This is a genomic window from Candidatus Amoebophilus asiaticus 5a2, from assembly GCF_000020565.1.
GTDB classification, from domain to species: domain Bacteria; phylum Bacteroidota; class Bacteroidia; order Cytophagales; family Amoebophilaceae; genus Amoebophilus; species Amoebophilus asiaticus.
The window spans coordinates 1,586,906-1,605,292 of the sequence record NC_010830.1; the positions used below are offsets into that span (position 1 = coordinate 1,586,906).

At 34.3% G+C, this 18,387-nt stretch carries 11 protein-coding genes; 7 read left to right on the forward strand and 4 right to left on the reverse strand.

Features of this window, described 5'->3' with window-relative positions; genetic code table 11:
* Positions 1 to 45: 45 nt before the first annotated feature.
* Positions 46 to 360: a DUF3861 domain-containing protein gene (locus AASI_RS06360; protein ID WP_012473318.1), complete on the reverse strand. Its 315-nt coding sequence runs from the start codon at positions 358 to 360 to the stop codon at positions 46 to 48.
* A gap of 679 nt (positions 361 to 1,039) precedes the next feature.
* On the opposite strand from AASI_RS06360, the gene lysS reads away from it, so the two are divergent.
* Together lysS and AASI_RS06370 are read left to right on the forward strand one after the other, a co-directional pair.
* The gene (gene lysS / locus AASI_RS06365) at positions 1,040 to 2,548 is read left to right on the forward strand and encodes a lysine--tRNA ligase (protein WP_012473319.1); all 1,509 of its coding nucleotides are present in this window, start codon (positions 1,040 to 1,042) and stop codon (positions 2,546 to 2,548) included.
* A 93-nt stretch (positions 2,549 to 2,641) separates the two neighbouring features.
* Positions 2,642 to 3,124, forward strand: coding sequence for a GyrI-like domain-containing protein (locus AASI_RS06370; RefSeq protein WP_044282877.1), 483 nt, complete (start codon positions 2,642 to 2,644; stop codon positions 3,122 to 3,124).
* 400 nt (positions 3,125 to 3,524) lie between these two features.
* On the opposite strand, the gene AASI_RS08375 is transcribed toward AASI_RS06370, so the two are convergent.
* Together AASI_RS08375 and AASI_RS06385 are read right to left on the reverse strand one after the other, a co-directional pair.
* A protein-coding gene (locus tag AASI_RS08375) for an IS1 family transposase (RefSeq protein ID WP_148204979.1) occupies positions 3,525 to 4,204 on the reverse strand; the annotation gives its coding sequence in 2 pieces (ribosomal slippage) (positions 3,525 to 3,886 and positions 3,886 to 4,204; 681 coding nt in all).
* A 60-nt stretch (positions 4,205 to 4,264) separates the two neighbouring features.
* Positions 4,265 to 5,668: a leucine-rich repeat domain-containing protein gene (locus AASI_RS06385; RefSeq protein WP_012473322.1), complete on the reverse strand. Its 1,404-nt coding sequence runs from the start codon at positions 5,666 to 5,668 to the stop codon at positions 4,265 to 4,267.
* Positions 5,669 to 6,019: 351 nt separating this feature from the next.
* Here AASI_RS06385 and AASI_RS06390 point away from each other — a divergent pair, with 351 nt between their 5' ends.
* The 5 genes from AASI_RS06390 (at position 6,020) to AASI_RS06410 (ending at position 14,985) form a co-directional block, all read left to right on the forward strand.
* Positions 6,020 to 7,519 (forward strand): sodium:proton antiporter, encoded by a 1,500-nt coding sequence (locus AASI_RS06390; protein WP_148204980.1) that lies wholly within the window; start codon positions 6,020 to 6,022, stop codon positions 7,517 to 7,519.
* 124 nt (positions 7,520 to 7,643) lie between these two features.
* Positions 7,644 to 8,405: a cell division protein FtsQ/DivIB gene (locus AASI_RS06395; protein WP_012473324.1), complete on the forward strand. Its 762-nt coding sequence runs from the start codon at positions 7,644 to 7,646 to the stop codon at positions 8,403 to 8,405.
* A 2-nt stretch (positions 8,406 to 8,407) separates the two neighbouring features.
* Positions 8,408 to 9,718, forward strand: a complete 1,311-nt coding sequence (gene ftsA, locus AASI_RS06400) for a cell division protein FtsA (protein ID WP_012473325.1) — start codon at positions 8,408 to 8,410, stop codon at positions 9,716 to 9,718.
* Between the two features lie 19 nt (positions 9,719 to 9,737).
* Entirely contained in the window at positions 9,738 to 11,204 is a 1,467-nt protein-coding gene (gene ftsZ / locus AASI_RS06405; RefSeq protein ID WP_012473326.1) for a cell division protein FtsZ, read from the forward strand.
* Positions 11,205 to 12,027: 823 nt separating this feature from the next.
* Entirely contained in the window at positions 12,028 to 14,985 is a 2,958-nt protein-coding gene (locus tag AASI_RS06410) for an SEL1-like repeat protein (RefSeq protein ID WP_012473327.1), read from the forward strand.
* Between the two features lie 667 nt (positions 14,986 to 15,652).
* On the opposite strand, the gene AASI_RS06415 is transcribed toward AASI_RS06410, so the two are convergent.
* The gene (locus tag AASI_RS06415) at positions 15,653 to 18,118 is read right to left on the reverse strand and encodes an ankyrin repeat domain-containing protein (protein WP_083758854.1); all 2,466 of its coding nucleotides are present in this window, start codon (positions 18,116 to 18,118) and stop codon (positions 15,653 to 15,655) included.
* Positions 18,119 to 18,387: the final 269 nt, after the last annotated feature.

The window sequence follows — 18,387 nt, forward strand, 5'->3', positions numbered from 1 at the left end:
TAAACATTTAGACAACAAATCATTTAACTAAAATAAAGCGGTTTTTTAAGAATGGTTGTCTTGGACTAAGGCTGCTTTGAGCCCTTTCATAAATGAACCAAACACAGGAAAAAGCTTTTCAAAAAATGGATAATTATGGTTTTTAATTATTATTTCACTAAACATTTTTAGACTAACAGCAAATTGTACTAATTGACCTAAATTATTAAAAGGGTTTTTCTTGTTCACCTGCTCGATAATACCAAAAATATCGTCATAATTATCAGAATCTATTTCTATAGGCTTTTGGAATACTGTTTTTCCACTGGCTAATTCTAACTGCTCTAATGTTAATCTATATATATTGGTCCTTTTTGCCATTGTAATTGTTGATAAAAATTTATGTATTAACCAAGCCTTAAACTAACAGACAGACTAATATAATAGGGATTAAAATTGTCAACATATTCTCGACTGTCAGCCATGCGCTAAAAATATAACAACTCCTTATTCTTTCCCAAGGCTGAGGGCTTACTATCTTTGAGTGTTTACACAAACACTTTCCTATAACAATACTTTCCACTGCTACCCCCTTTATGAATGTATCTGCAATTGAGAATCACGAATATGCTAAGTTTTGAAATAAGGTACGCATCCACCAGTATACATCCCATTATAAATACTCAAAAAAGCCTATTCTAATTGGCAACCAACCACTAAACTTACACGCTATAGAGTGATTTTGTTTTAAGTAGAGCTATGAACGTATGTAAAATAAGTTTATTCCTTATAAGAAGTATGTATGACAAAGCTAGCTAATAACCATATCCGATAACAAAAGAAACTTTATCGATGACTAACTGCATAATTAGCAATATTCTAATAAGTATACTATCTGGCTTATGTTTAACGAGCAACAAACATGGCTAAGAAAAGAAATGGATACAGCAAAGACATTAAAATCAATTAATTTACGCACAATATGCCTAATAATTCCTGAAAAAATTTTAGCTTAGCTTCTTATTTTTAATAACCAATAAATTAATTGACTACACTTCATATGTCATATTCTATAAGCGAACAAGAACTTCTAAGAAGGCAAAAGAAAGAAGAATTAGAAGCTTTAGGTATTAATCCATACCCCTCAGCAACTTTTGCAAGCAATACCTCTACCCAAGACATTTTATCTAATTTCAATAAAGCACCCGATAATTTTAAACAGATAAGTATTGCAGGACGTATTATGGGTAGACGCATCATGGGGGCTGCCTCTTTTGTAGAGCTACAAGATGCTAGTGGAAAAATACAGCTTTATGTGCACCGAGATACGTTATGTCCAGGCGATGATAAAAGCTTTTACAATACAGTTTTCAAAAAGTTGCTAGATATTGGTGACCTAATAGGTATAGAGGGATATGTATTTACTACCCAAGTAGGCGAGATTAGTATTCATGTTAATAAGCTTACGCTATTATCCAAAGCTCTTCGCCCACTACCTGTTGTTAAAGAGGATGATAAACAGGTCTATGATGCCTTTACAGACCCAGAACAAAGGTATAGACAACGGTATGTAGATTTACTGGTAACTCCTACCACAAGGTCCATATTTCAAAAAAGGACTCAAATGATACAAGCCATTCGTCAGTACTTAAACAGCCAAGGATATGATGAGGTAGAAACACCTATTTTGCAACCGCTCTACGGAGGAGCATCTGCTAGACCTTTTAAAACACACCACAATACGCTAGATATGTCGCTTTATCTTCGTATTGCCAACGAGCTATACTTAAAAAGGCTAATTGTAGGTGGTTATGAGGGCGTATATGAATTTGCAAAAGATTTCAGAAATGAGGGTATGTCGCGTTTTCATAACCCAGAATTTACCATGCTGGAATTGTATGTGGCCTATAAGGACTACAAATGGATGATGAATCTTACTGAAGAATTACTAGAACAGGTAGCACTGCATTTATATGGAACTACAGCAGTACCAGTAGGAACTCATACCATTGATTTTAAAAGGCCCTGGAAAAGGTTTACCATGTTTGAAGCAATACAGCATTTTACAGGCATAGACATTAGTCAGATGGAGGAACTTGAACTCAGAAAAGCTGCAGCAACGTTATCGGTACCATTAGAAGCATCAGCAGGAAAAGCAAAAATTATTGATGAAATTTTTGGAGCCAAATGTGAACCTAACCTAATTCAACCTACTTTTATCACGGACTATCCAGTAGAAATGTCGCCACTGGCTAAGCAGCATAGAGACAACCCTACTTTGGTAGAACGGTTTGAAGTCATCTGTAATGGAAAAGAAATCTGTAATGCTTTTTCTGAGTTAAATGACCCTATCGAGCAACGTAAACGCTTTGAAGAACAACTTCAATTGGGGCAACGTGGAGATGAAGAAGCTATGATGCTAGACGAAGATTTCTTAAGAGCATTAAGTTATGGTATGCCACCAACAGCTGGCTTAGGCATCGGTATTGATAGACTCGCCATGATTATGACGAATGCACCTTCTATACAAGAAGTTATTTTCTTCCCACAAATGCGACCAGAACATTAAAATAAGTTATTGAAATATAATTTTTAGCCAGGTTAGGTATGCCTTGCAAACAGATTGCTAGTGTAGATAATACTAGACTTATATAAATAGGTTATGCAGAAAACAATAATAATGCTACCAGCCATTAAATTGGTTGGTATTTCTTGCCGTACTAATAACCTGGCTGAAATGGAACCAGCTACCGCCAAAATTGGTGCTACCATACAAAAGTATGTTGCATTATCAACAAAAATCAAACATGATAAGCCAAGCACAACTTATTGCGTTTATACAAACTATGAAAGTGATTTTAGGGGAGATTATACCTATTTCATTGGCAAGGAAGTAGCCGAGTTTAATAATATTCCAGCAGAATTTGATACGCTTATTATACCTGCACAGAATTATACAAAGTTTACAACAGAGCCTGGTAGTATGCCTATGGTATGTATAGAAATGTGGAAAAAGATCTGGAATATGAATTCTGAAGAATTAGGAGGACCCAGAAAATATTTGGCTGATTTCGAAATTTATGACCAACGTGCAACCAACCCAGAACACGCTGTACTAGATGTTTATATTGGTATTAACCACTAATATTGATATACTCACTACTATTTTTGAGCCATATACATAAACCTTTTCAGCAATGGATTCGAACTATGCTTGTTGCCACATATATATTAGAGCCAATATAAAAGGTTTATTTAGTAGATTGATCAAATCTTCAAGGTCTAAAAATTATTATTTTGCAAAAGCCAATCTGCTTTTTTGAAATTTAAATGCACGTTTTATCTCTTAATTTTTTCTTAATTGGATAGAATAATGAGGCACCATTTTATTTTTGTCAATGCTTCGCAGTACCCCTTCCTAAGCAAGCAATCTTTTACGTAAATCCAAAGTGGCTATTAGATATATATTTAGTTAAAAATATAGAATGCTTATTTCTAAATACTGCAAGTGCCACTGGTCAAATTAGTATTAATTTTGGGTATTGTTAAATTAAGATAGGCAGCTGATTATTTAGCTTGGCCATTAGCAGGTTGAGCGATTTTTCTATCATGTGCACCTGTTTGCTATAGCATTTTCCTTTACGCTTAAATCTTGCTAAATAGTGCCTAATTAAGCTATTATATCCTTCCACTGTATAAGTTTCTGATTTGCTTTGTCGGTGTTTATCTTTTGGAATAAACTGCTCATAACTTTTCCAATAGTCACTACAATACAGCTTGCCTATATCCTTGACGCGCTCCCATAACTTCAGTCCGGTTTGTGTCGAGCGATCTCCACACACATATGATATAAAGCGCTTGCTTATCCTATCAACAGCTATCCATATCCAGCAGTAGACTTTTTTGAACCCACATAAGTGTGTATTTCATCCATCTCGACTATATCTACTTGATCTTGGCTTTCTGGTAAACTTACTTGATCTCCACATGCTTTTACCCATTGATAGACTGTCCCATAGCTTATGTTGAGTATACGCCCTATAGCTCGAAATCCTAATCCTTCTAAGTATAATTGCAACGCTTTTCGCTTAGTATATAGAGGTTTAACATCTGATTTGTGGCTAACTGTGTAACGGAAACGGCAACTTTTACACTGGTAGCGCTGTCTACCTCTAACAATTCCATCTTTACAGCTTTGAGTATTATTACATCGAGGACAATTCATACTTTTTCCTCTAACTTACTAATCCTATCCCAATTTAACAATACCTAACTCTATCTTGTTTTAACAATACCCTTTTTTCTGAAAGACAATTTCCTCTTTACTCCTCTTAATTATTTTTTCGAATAAGTTATCTAAATCAGCAAGTGTAACAAATGAGAAATCCATAGAGAACGGAATATTGAGATCTCCAAGCGGCATAAAGCACACATATTTTTCCCCTTCTTTCCAGTAAGATGCTTTTTGATACATATAAGGTAAATATCTATAGCTTAAGCCTATAGGAAGTAAGTTTTTCAATTCTCTTGGTGTATAATTATTTAAGCGCTCAACAGGCCCAACTATACAACGCATACAAAGTGTAGCCAAGCTAGTAGGTAGCATTTTCTGTGCCTCTTTTCTAATTTCTTTATAATTAAGCTTTATTAAATCTTTCGGTTGATACCAGGCATTTCGACATGCATTAAGCCGCCCCAATGTAATAAATGAATACATACAACCAGGTAATTCTTTCAGTTCATTATGAGCTAGTACAAGCCGTGAAAGATTCGTAAGTTGTGTCATTGTATGCGGTAACCTATGAATTTTATTACTGTCCAAATAAAGTCGCTCAAGGTTGGTAAATAAGCCTATATACTCAGGAATCTCTCGAAGCTGGTTATTTTTCAAAGAAAGGGTTCTTATTCTAATAAACGGATTTGTAACAGGCATTACCTCACCAACGTCATCAGCTTGTATGCTTATTTGCTTAGCAGTATATATAGGCAAAGGGAAATAGCTAAACTGATTATTACTTAAATCTAATTCAGTTAAATTAGTAAGTTGAGTTATAGAGCTAGGAAGCTCACATAGTTGATTGTTGGATACCTGAAACTTTTCTAACTGTGTAAGAGCACCTAACTGTTCAGGTAATTGGCCGATGTTATTGTTATCTAAGTGTAATTCTTTTAAGTTAGGCAAAGATGCTATAAGTGCGGGCATGTCTTGTATGCGGTTATTATGTAAGGTAAGATTTTCTAAATGTCTAAACTGCTCAGTAATACTAGCAAATTCAATAATTGCTAGATCTAGTTCACATAATACATCCTTTACAATGTTTATTGAACGCATAGTTATATTACGATAATGAAGATATTTTATAAATCCTATTATTGCTTCTTTAGCCTCCGCATCTGTAATAGACATTGTACCAAACCTTCCTCTGAATAAAGAAATGGATTTATCTTCTTCCAGAAACAAGTGATCACCTACCCTCCGCATACCCCGTTGTGCAAAAAATTGCTCCCACAAACTATCTGGACTATTTGCATCTAAAGAAGCTAAACTTATGTTTTGCGTATATATATTTTTTTCTTGCCTGCTTGTAGAATCTGTTGGGACAGGTTCCTTACAAGCACATATATAGCCCATAACAAGGATTACAAGAATACTCTGAAGGTTAGTTGTAGTTAAATTTGTTCTTTTCATATCAATATACACTGGTTTAATAACTATGAGCCCATATCTTTTAAAGCCTGCTAGCTAAAATCTACTAACAAATAAGCTAAAAGAAGCCATTTGAGCTTATACTTACTAACAAAAATACCTCTACACAGCTGCACTGTGGGCAGCTATCTTATTTAGATATAAGCTTGTCTTTCATAAATAACTACTAAATCTACACTATAATTAAATATTTGTTAATTAAAAATGTTGATATCTAAGGAAAAACATTGCGCTTCCTGCACAAGCTTATTAGCTTAGCATTTTTAATTTATCTTATCTCATATTAAAATGTTTAGAAATATTGCTATAAGCGCCTTATGGATATTTATCCTTATGGCTGGAGTAAAAAGTAACACTATTTATGCATTAGCTGATGAGTCCTTATCTCACTCAGCCAACCATAATCTCTGTAAGGGAGTTATAGAAGAAAGAACAAAGCATACACCCGTACTATGCTCTAATATACAGCATCAACAGCCTACTGAAAAGCATAATCATATTCCTCCAAGCTGGCTTGCTATACCCTTTATTTTATTATTATGCATGATTGCCAGCGGCCCTTTACTATATGAAGTTTTTTGGCACAAACACTATCCCAAAATATCCATTTTATTATCAGGTTTAGTTATCTCTTACTACCTCTTTGTATTACATAATTATATTAAGCCTACAGAAGCGCTCATGGAGTATATCCAGTTTATATCACTTATTAGTGCTTTATATATGGCATCGGGGGGCATCCTTATTAATGTAAATAAAACTGCAACACCAATTGTTAACCTGGTTTTATTATGGATAGGTGCTATACTAGCTAACTTTATTGGTACTACAGGTGCATCTATGCTTTTAATTAGGCCGTATATTCGGCTTAACCAAGATAGAATTAAAACATACCATATCGTATTTTTCATATTTATAGTTAGTAATGTAGGCGGTGCTCTTACCCCTATCGGTGATCCTCCACTTTTTCTAGGATTTTTAAAAGGCGTACCTTTTTTCTGGACCTTACAGCACAACTTATTACCTTGGCTATTAGCAATTCTTATGCTAAGTCTTATATTTTTCTGGTTAGACAACAGAAATGTGGTTAATGGCAAGAAAAATATTGTTCTTTCAAAAAGCAGTAGGGCAATAGAAATTGTTGGTAAACGTAATTTTATATGGCTGCTACTGGTTATTCTAGCTGTATTTGTAGACCCTAATATATTTGATTGGGTACCAGCTATTCATTATCATGGGCATGATTTCTCATTTGTAAGAGAGCTTTTATTATTATTGCTAGCTTGGTTTTCTTACCGATATGCTAGCCGCATAGCCCTACAAAGCAATGCGTTTAACTTTGCCCCTATTAAAGAAGTAGTGCTCATATTTATAGGTATATTTGGAACAATGATGCCAGCATTAACTCTAATAAGTAACTTTGCACAGTCTGAAGCAGGTATCAATTTGATTACACATAACAGTTTGTATTGGGGAGCGGGGATTTTTTCTTCTGTGCTAGACAACGCACCTACTTACCTAAATTTCGTGGCTGCTACTATGGCTTCACAAGGAGCAGATATATTACAACCTTCTGAAGTATATCAGTATGCGATGGGTCAAGGTTTTGCTAATTCTATACTACGGTTAAAGTCTATTTCAGTTGCATCTGTATTTTTTGGTGCTATGACGTATATTGGTAATGGACCAAATTTTATGGTTAAATCTATTGCCGAACAATTAGGTGTACGCATGCCCGCATTTTTTAACTATATCGTTTACTTTGCTATTCCTTTTCTGCTGCCTATTCTATTTTTAGTATGGCTTGTATGTTTTTATTTACAAATACTTTAAAGGAATAATGTAATAATATTTGGTATAGTGTTAATAATAGACATGCACTACAATAAATTTATATTTACAACAATTAAAATCTAAACACTAAATAGTTTTAGCAACTGTTCCATAGAATATCAATATGTTTAAATTTTACCAATGGATAAAAAGTTTAAGCTTACTAGTAGGTGTGCTACTGCTGTTTGGTTGTCTTATAATTGTTGAAAAAAAATATGTTAAGCAGCGATGTAAAACCATAGATATACACATACAGAACGTAGGAGAGCAACATTTTATAGACGAGAAAGATATTTTTGCCTATTTAACCGAAAAATATATTTATCCCCTACAAGACGCTCCCATACAGCAAATAAAAATTACTCAAATTGAGAATATTATAAAATCACATAACTTTGTAAGAAAGTGCTCAGTATACAAAACTTGGAAAGGAGATATAAAAATCAATATATTACCTAAAAGAGTTTTGGCTAGAATAATTTGTCCATATGGAATAGATCAGTATATTGATGAACTGGGAGAACTAGTACCTTTACCAAAAAGCTATACTGCCAGAGTTTTGCTATTAGATAGCATAGAATTACGTAATTTAGAAAATACGATACAAAGCATCCCATATAGTAAATCTATTCTAAAAGTACTACATTTAATTAATAAAGAACCTTTTTGGAAAGCTCAAATCACACATATTAGTGTAAATAGAAAGGGAGAATTAACGTTAACTACTTTATTTAATAGGCAAAAGATATATTTGGGCAAACCAGAAGATATTGAAAAGAAAATGAAAAAACTTATGTTATTTTACAAAGTAATCCTTCCTTGCAAAGGTTGGAATGCTTATAAACGAATCAACCTCAAGTTTGATAACCAAATTGTTTGCGAATAGCGATGGAAAACAAGAAAATAATTGTAGGGCTTGATATAGGCACAACGAAGGTCTTAGCCTTGGTAGGCAAAAAAAATGACCAAGGTAATGTAGATATTCTTGGTATAGGAAAAGCAGTATCAGAAGGCGTGGTAAGAGGTGTTATTACCAACTTAGATAAAACTGTAATAGCTATTAGACAAGCTATCAAACAAGCTGAAGAAAGTTCAGGCATAGACATTAGAGTAGTTAATGTAGGTATTGCAGGAAGGCATATTAAGAGTAGTGTGCACCATGGCAGTATTACAAGAGAGCGTGGTGACGAAGAAATTACGATAGCAGATGTGAAACGTCTAACTAATGACATGTATAAAATTCTACTGCCACCAGGAAGTGAAATCATACATGTACTACCACAAAACTACATGGTAGACTACGAGGCTGATATTAAAGACCCAGTAGGTATGACAGGTGTTAGGCTAGAGGCAGATTTTCAGGTTATTACAGCACAAACAAGCGCTATTAATAATGTTCATAAATGTACCAAAAGAGCTGATTTAGAAATTGCAGAATTAATTTTAGAGCCTATTGCTTCTAGTTTAGCTATTCTTAGTGAAGAAGAAAAAGAGGCAGGGGTTTGCCTAGTAGATATAGGAGGCGGAACCATAGAAATAGCTATCTTTTATGATTCTATTATTCGCCATACGGCTGTTATACCTTTTGGTGGCAATACCATTACAGCAGATATAAAAACCGGTTTTCAAGTAATGGAATACCAGGCAGAACTTTTAAAAAAGCAATTTGGTAAGGCTATTATAGAAGAAGCCAATCAAGAGGAAATCGTTAGTATTCCTGGTCTTCGAAACCGCCCGCCTAAAGAAGTTTCAGTACGTAATTTAGCACATATCATAGAAGCAAGGATGGAAGAGATTATAGAAATGATTCATACAGAAATTATCATTTCTGGCTTCCATAACAAGCTAGCAGCAGGGATCGTTATTACTGGAGGTGGCTCACAACTTAAGTCTTTAAAAAAGCTTTTTGAATACATAACAGGCTTGGATACACGTATTGGCTATCCCAATGAATTATTAGACAAGAATAATATAGAAGAAGTCAAAAACCCTATGTGTGCTACAGGCATAGGACTTGTTTTAGCAGGGTTTAAAGAGGTGGACGAACGAGAAAATGCTTATCAAAAAGCTAAGGCAAATCTCAAAAACAGTGTTAAGCAAAGTTTAAAAAAAGAAAAACAAGGAATAGATTTGTTCAGAAGAATTTTAAATAAAACTAAAGGGCTTTTGATAGATGACTATGAAGATCAATCTAATTAGCAAGATTAATTAAATAATTATGGAATCTAGTACACATCGTTTTGATTTATCCGCAAAACCTAAAAAATCTATTATTAAAGTAATAGGCGTAGGCGGTGGAGGTAGTAATGCCGTCAACAGTATGTATAAACATGGCATACAAGATGTGGCTTTTATAGTTTGTAATACAGATGAACAAGCACTCAAAAGCAGTCCTATACAGCACAAATTACAAATTGGCATTAATCTAACCAGTGGTTTGGGAGCTGGTGCTAACCCAGAAGTAGGTAAAAATGCTGCTATTGAGAGTAAAGAAGAAATAGAAGCATTACTTAACGATGGTACCAAGATGCTGTTTGTAACTGCTGGTATGGGTGGAGGTACAGGAACAGGAGCGGCGCCTGTTATTGCTAGCATAGCCAACAAACTAGGCATACTTACCGTGGGTATTGTTACATTACCTTTTGGTTTTGAAGGAAAACGGAAGCTTTTACAAGCACAAGCAGGCATTAAAGAACTTCGACAGCATTGTGATACGGTACTTGTTATTCTAAATGATCGGCTTAGAGAAGTTTTAGGAAATTTATCCATAGGCAATGCATTTGCACAGGCTGATAATGTTTTAACTACAGCTGCCAAAAGCATTGCAGAGATCATCACAGTACCAGGATATGTAAATGTAGACTTTGAAGATGTAAAAACCGTCATGAAAAAAGCTGGTGCAGCTGTCATGGGTTCGGCGCAAGCAGAGGGTAAAGATAGGGCTAGAAAGGCTGCTGAACTAGCTTTAACTTCTCCTCTACTCGACTATAAGGATATTCATGGCGCTAAAAAGATTCTATTGTCTATTGTTTCTGGACAAGAAGCAGAAATGCATATGGACGAGTTGGCAATTATTACTGATTATATACAGGAAAAGGTAGGGGAAGATGCAGAAATGATCTTTGGACATGGTTCAGACAAGCAACTAAAAGAAAGCATTCGGGTAACAGTTATTGCTACTGGGTTTGATGAAGATAAAGAAGTTACTACCCGCAATAACACTACTACCAAGGCAGAGCAAAAAGCAAGCACAGTAAAGACTGCACAAGGACACCTTTTTTCAGGCTTTTCTTCAGCAGAGGAGGAAGAAAATAAGCTAGGAGAACAAAAATATAAATATGATGTTACAAAAAGGCCTGCAGCTCATTCTCATATAAAAAATACTTCTAGAAAATCAACTTCAGATATCCGACAAGTATCTAACATTCCATCTTTACCATTTGGAGTATTAGAAGAGAAGAAACAACTACTGCGTGAGCGAGCACAAGATAGAGTTAGAAAATTAGCACAGCATCAAGCGAGCAATCTAAGTGAGGAAACTCTTAAAGAGTATTTAGATGTACCCGCTTATTTACGGAGAGACGTTCAATTAGAAGAGATGCCTGATGTAGCTGAAAAAGATATAATCCGACACTATTTAAGCGACCAAGCTGATAGGGATACAGAAGAAAGACATAATCTGTAAAGGCTTTATCAGCTGCTTAGAAGCTATATAATTAATAGGAAGTAAGGGGATTATAAGGAATATAAAATTTACTTCCTATTAGCATTTTGGATAAACTATTGACCATCCTTTCATTAATATCATAAATACTAATTGTTGTCTTATACCTTTATAAAAGAGTCCCGTAATTAGACTTCTTCTGAAACCTCATAAAATCTAGCTATAAACCTATTTTAACACGGCTAAGTGAGAGGTCTCGGAAGAAGTCTATTGTCCATAAGCCTAGTAAAAACCAAACAACCATTTTTAGAAAAATCTGAGGGGTGTATACCTGAAACCAGTTAACTGCCAACTAGGAGCTATAACTTCATTGGTTGGTAAATGTAAATAGAATAGATATTAGAGCCGCTGCGAAACAGAAAATTGATAAAACTATTGGATTTTTGAGAGATAAATTTACTATCTACAAAAAATCAACCTGCCTTTTTTATACTTTAAATGCCTATTTTTATTTTTTGTGTTCTCTAAATTGTGAAAAATACTCCTCTGTTTTTTTATAACAGTTGTTTCGCAGCAGGTCTATTCTTAGCTAAAGTTGAGGTCAGCTCACGAAAGTGATTTCTATGGTAAATTCTATGGTAAACGCAAAGAGATTGAAGTCTTTATTTCTGATTATTCATTGAGCTGCTTGGCGGGCTTTATTTTCACTTTCGTGACGCCACCCCAAACCTATTTCAGAACAAGTCGCTTTAATTGTAAATTCTATACAAATCATACAGATTGCCGTATATTGGCCAGAAACTTACTATTATCAATAGTGATTAAATATTTTAATAAGAAATGTATGCATAGAACAAGACATATACTTTATTTTATAGGTAGCTTCTTATTAGTTTCCTGTGATCGGGATATACCTATCACAACTTCAGCTCCAAAAGATATTCGTAAAACTACAATTTTACAAACAGAAGAAGCTGGTAGCGATTTGATTGCCTTAAATGAAAATATGCTTGTGCAAGCTAATGAAAAGGAAGTAGCTAAAGCAAGCACACCTGTCGATCAGCTAAAATATATAAGCCAACTTCCGGAAGAGACAGTGCTGCAAGACAAACAAGCACAAGGAACTATAATCCAAGCGATTGCTCAAGGCTGGCAGAACATTAATCAGTATGTCAAAGAAGCCTATATACCCTTTATCTTAGAGCATGTTGAAAAGGAAGATCCAGAAGCATTGATCGCCTTATTATGGTTGATGGAGAAATACACAAAAAATCCTTTACTTAAATCCTACAAGCTAAAATCAGAGGCTTATCAGAGGCTACTTATAAAGCTAGAAGAATCTACAGATCATACAAGTATAGATGGTATGCATGCCTATTATATAGGTGAAATATACAGTAGTAAGGCAATAAAATACTTATCTCCAGATGCAAACAAGGCCATAGCATATTACCAAAAAGCAGTCAGGATGGGAAATGCTAATGCTGCTCATGCGCTAGGGTACATTCATCATAAAGGAATAGAAGTGGAATTAGCACCTAATGCAGCAAAAGCTATAGAATATTATGAGAAAGCAATCGGGATGGGAAATACTAAGGCTGTTCATGCACTGGGCTTTCTTTATCATAATGGTATGGAAGGTCAAATAGCACCTAATGCAGCTAAAGCTATAGAATATTATGAAAAAGCAATCGGGATGGAAAATGCTGGAGCTGTTCATGCGCTGGGGTACCTTTATCATAATGGTATGGAAGGTCAAATAGTACCTAATGTAGCAAAAGCTATAGCATATTATGAAAAAGCTATTGACATGGGATATGCAGATGCTGCTCATAACCTTGGCTTTCTTTACCATAATGGTATAGGAGATCAATTAGAGCCTAGTGCAGCTAAAGCAATAGAATATTATGAGAAAGCTATTAGTATGGGAAATACTGATGCTGCTCATAACCTTGGCATTGTTTATGAGAGAGGAATAGAAGGCCAATTAGTGCCTAATGCATCTAAGGCTATAGAATATTATGAGAGAGCTATTAATATGGGAGACGTTACGGCTGTTCATAATCTTGGCATCCTTTATGCAAAAGGGATGAATGGTCAGTTAGCACCTAATGTAGCAAAAGCCATAGAAGCTTATGAGAAAACTATCAAGCTAGGAAATGCTGAGGCTGCTACCGATTTAGGCATTCTTTATGCAGAAGGGATAAAAGGCCAATTAGCGCCTAATGCAGCAAAAGCCATAAAATCATATGAGGAAGCTATTAAGCTAGGAGATTTTAGGGCCGCTACTAATCTTGGCTCTCTTTATCATCATGGCATGGAGGGACAATTAACGCCTAATCAAGTAAAAGCTATAGCATATTACGAGAAAGCAGTTAGCATGGGAGATGCTGAAGGTGCTTATACCCTTGGCGTTCTTTATGAGAAAGGAATGAAAGAACATTTAGCGCCTAATGCAGTAAAAGCTATAGAATATTATGAAAAAGCTATTAAACTCGGAAGAACTGATACTGCTAATAATTTAGCCGTTCTTTATCATAGGGGTATGCCAGGTCAATTAGCATTCAATGCAGTTAAAGCTATAGAATATTATAAGTTAGGTGTTGAGTTAGGTAATGCTGATGCTGCTACTAATCTTGGCATCCTTTATCATAATGGTATGCCAGGTCAGTTAGTATCCAATTCAACTAAAGCTATAGCATATTATGAAAAAGCAGTTAGTATGGGAGATGCTAAAGCTGCATATGGTCTTGGCATTCTTTATGATAATGGCATAGAAGATCAATTAACGCCTAATACAACAAAAGCGATAGCATATTATGAAAAAGCAGTTAGTATGGGATATGGAGGCGCTGCTAATAGCCTTGGAGCTCTTTATGCGAGAGGAATAAAAGGTCAATTAGCGCCTAATAGAGCAAAAGCTATAGCATATTATGAAAAAGCAGTTAGTATGGGAAATGCTGATGCTGCTCGTAACCTTATCACCCTTTATGCGAAGGGTAAAAGGGGGCAGTTAACTTCTAATAAACAATTAACTTTTAAAACATATTATGATACTTATCTAGCAAATAATAAGTCTGATTATGTTAAAGAGGGTTTGCTAAAATTTCTAGTAAGCAATCCATCAATAAAAGTTGATCCCTCTAATATAGCAGAGTCCCAGCAAGGGTTAGAGACTTTTAGGGAAAATACAGAAACACTTACCGGGCTTATTCTCCTCAAGCAAGAGGAAAATAATGCCACTTCTCAAGCTATGCAATTTAAGGATTTCTATATTATTCCGGAGCTTTACCCTTGCTATAGTGCACTTATAGAATATCTAGATAAAGTTAGAAATATAATACCTTATCTATCAAAATATGGGGTTATGGTTGATTGTATTAAAATTAAAAAGAATGGAAAAAAAAGAAAAGTTATAGCAGATGGTGATCATCTTCATACATATTTGATAGGTGGTCAATCTTACATATGTTTAGGAGAGAATAATGTGAAAGCAGGTAAAATGTTAATGAGCCTTTTGGAAGAGGAAAAAGATGTGAATCAAACTGTGGGTTCTATAAGAAAGATGATGATGCAGGGTTCTTCTACAGAATTAGGGCTACGTTTATATAAGCAAGCATTAAAGAAATTACCCTCAGATTATACAGGGCCAGTGGAAGAATATATTGCTACTAGGACTACAGAGACACTTGGTATGCTAGATAATATGCAAGCTTTGTGCATACAATTAAAAGATATAGTTATAGCAACAACTTCTCTTAGAAATAAAAGCTCTATGGAGCTTTATCATTTCTTACAGTAGATAACAAAAAAGAAGAGTACTTTTAAGAATAAATCGAAATATGCCTTTTCCTGAAATAGGTTTACACAAAAAGCCTAAACTATGAATAAACAAATAAAAAATACCAGGTAGTATTAAAGCTAATGTATCCGTTCAGGAGTCTACCCAAAATAAAGTCACTATTTTTAGCCAGAAAACGGTATTTGTGTTCCTAGAGTGTTATTAGCTACCAACTATAAAATCATATATATATACCAACTATAAGGCACCCTTTATCGATTGGTTGTTAAATGAAATACGTATTTTTTAGTAATTCTAAGGTGGTGTAGACCCCTGAACGGGTACAAGCTAATGTAATAGGGATTAACCAAGACAAGAAGAATTAATCAAAAGTAAAAAACCAGTTTTAGAATAAACTAGGACAGCTATAATATGCAAAGCTCAAAACTATTATCTATTCCACCATGCTTAGATATAGCTAAGGTAGAGTTTAATATACTTAATTCCGGCCCTTTATAAATGTCTTCCTGCTTCGACTATGCCTTAACAGGCTTTATATTCACTTTCGTGAGGCGACCCCAAGTTAAAAAGAATATAACCATATGAATAGATATACTACCTTTTAAATTAAAATAGGAAATAAGTATATACAACTTATTTCCTATTTATTTGTAATCAATACCTTATTTTAATTAAATAAGGCCTTCATTTCAGGAGTTGTAGCCAAGTCTTTAGGCAATTTGTCAGCCTTGTTTTTTATATTCTTAAGATTAGGACTCTTAGCTATTACACTTCTTACTATGTCCACATAATTGTTAGCAACTAGTAAGTGTAAAGATGTATTTCCTTGATTATCCTGTATATCCATCTGAGTACCTGCTCTTATTAATTCCTCAATAATATTCCTATATTTAGCACCTATAGCATAATGGAGTGGAGTACTGCCATTTTTATCCTGTACATTTGGCTGGGCACCTGCTTGCAATAAGTTTTCCATAATTTCTATATTTTCTGCATTAGAATTGCCAGCTATTTTGTGCAGAGGTGTTTGGCCAAGCTGATTAACTAAATCTAAACTAATTCCTTTCTCTTGAAATTTATCAATCAATAGCTTAGCTATCTCTTTATTTTTAGGTAGGGCTGCAGCAATGTGGAGAGGAGTATTTCCTATATTATCCCGCACGTCTAGCTCTACATTTCTTGCTATCAATTGTTCAGCTAACTCTCTCTGATTATACCGAGCAACCAAATGGATTGCAGTTTCCCCTTGTTTATTTTTTAAATCAGGAGTAAAGCCTTTTGCTAAAAGTTTTTTTACCAACTGGGTACGCCTACATTGGATAGCCAGTAAAATTGGAGATTCTTGCCCACTTCCATTAATTCGAATGATAGTATCTATATCTAATTTATCCAATAACATATCAGCTATCTTAGTAACTTCTTCTATATCTCCTGTTACATTCTTGCTTTCTATAGCTAAATTCAGTAGCAATTTCTTACCTTTCTCATAAGTTATATTTGAATCAAGCTTCTTCTGTTCTAATAATAAGTTCACAATTTCTACATCAAGCTTTCTAATAGCTACTTGAATTGGCGTTTCACCTTGTATACTTGGTGTATTCACATCAGCACCTTTGTCTAATAATAAAGTTACTATATCTTCTCGTCCTATATTAATAGCCTCTAGTAGAGCTGTATAACCTAATCTATGGTGAGAATCTGTTTTATTAATATCAAGTTCTTGTCCAACTTTACCATCTTTAATATCTTTTAGCACATCGTACAACCTTCTGCATCCAGGTTTGGAAAAGATTTCATTAAGCATCTGCTGAGTGACTTCTATACTTTTCGAAGTAGTTGTAACTGCCCTCCAATTAATAGTTACTGGGGTAGCTATGTCTTGATTATCTTTCTTACTTTTCATTTTAAAAGTAATACTAGCCTGTTGCTTAACTTTAGGGTCTATTAGTTGCAATGCAATTTTAATAGTATCTCCTTTTTTAATAGCAGTACCATCGTTAGAAAGATTTAACAATTCCACATCTACTTTTTTCTGACTTTTAAAAGCTATGGAAGGGGTTCCGGCACCTATTTGGTCAACATTTTGATAGTTATAATATACTTCAAACGCTATCTCCTCTACTGGGCTATCCTGTTCAACACATAACAGAACTTCGTCGTCTTCTGTATCTTTCCCTAAGTTTTTAATAGATATCTCCACTATATCTGTACCTATTAATGATTTCATTCCTGTTACAATATCCTTGTATTTTTCTTCTGATGCTTCAAAGGCAAATGCTAATGGTTCGTCAGCTTGCCATGTCAAAGTTTGTTCAGGCCCAACCAGATTACCATCATATACAAGCTGTACTTTAAAGCTAGCTTGTTTACTTCCTTGTGGGTCAATACTCAATGAAGTAATTGTTTTATTTATATCTTCTTTTTTAACTTGGTAAGTATAAATTATTTTACCATTCACAGTTGCTTGGCTAGCACCTACAATGGTAGCAGTAATACCATCTTCAGGTATTAAATTTAAACTTATTGCATCTTTATCAGGCATGATTGTACCCAATGAAGCTACCTTAAATTCAATTTTTTTATTTTCCTTCTCATTACCTTTCAAGTTTTTATTAGTTATCTGTAGGTCTAACTGAATTCCTACTTTAGGCCTCCATACTAAGCTTTTCTCCTCTCCTATTTTATTACCTGTCTTGTCTTTTAATTGTAACTTAATGGATGCAGCAACGTTCCTATCTTTAGCATTCTTTAATTTTAAAATAACTTCTTGAGGAGCACTTGGTTTAATTTTGTCTACTTCTAGAATTTTTTTGAGTGTCAGCCCTTGACTATCTACTGAATAATTATTTAGTGTAAATTCTATCTCACTTTCTAATGAGAGTAAGATTTCATCTGAAGGAACTGTATTTTGGTTATCGTTATTTACTATAAAAAAGGAGTATGTTTCAATGCCTTCTAAAGAAGCTGAAGCACCTATACCATCTAAAATCAATTGGTAAACAGGTTTTGTATCTTCTATATCAGGATTAGGAGTATGTGCAGGATTGCCATTATTGCAGTCTTTACAAGAAACAGCAACGAGCGACATTATTATTCCAATAATATATAAACAGTTATTTTTTAAGATTTTCATAAACCCTTATTTAGTTAAATATTTAAAATATTTTTCGAATGGTTATCATGTTTATTAGGTAATATAATTTATACCACGTTCAAAAGATAACAATATTAAAACAAATTAAGTTACCACTCGACATTAATACACTTATTTTTACCTGAACACCATGGCCATGACAGTAGACTAGTTTAGCAACAATTAATTCATTAGAGAAAATGCAGCTAATTTGCTATGGTTTTATCATTATTAATTTTAGCAGTCTCAGTAAAGGAATTCATAGGGTT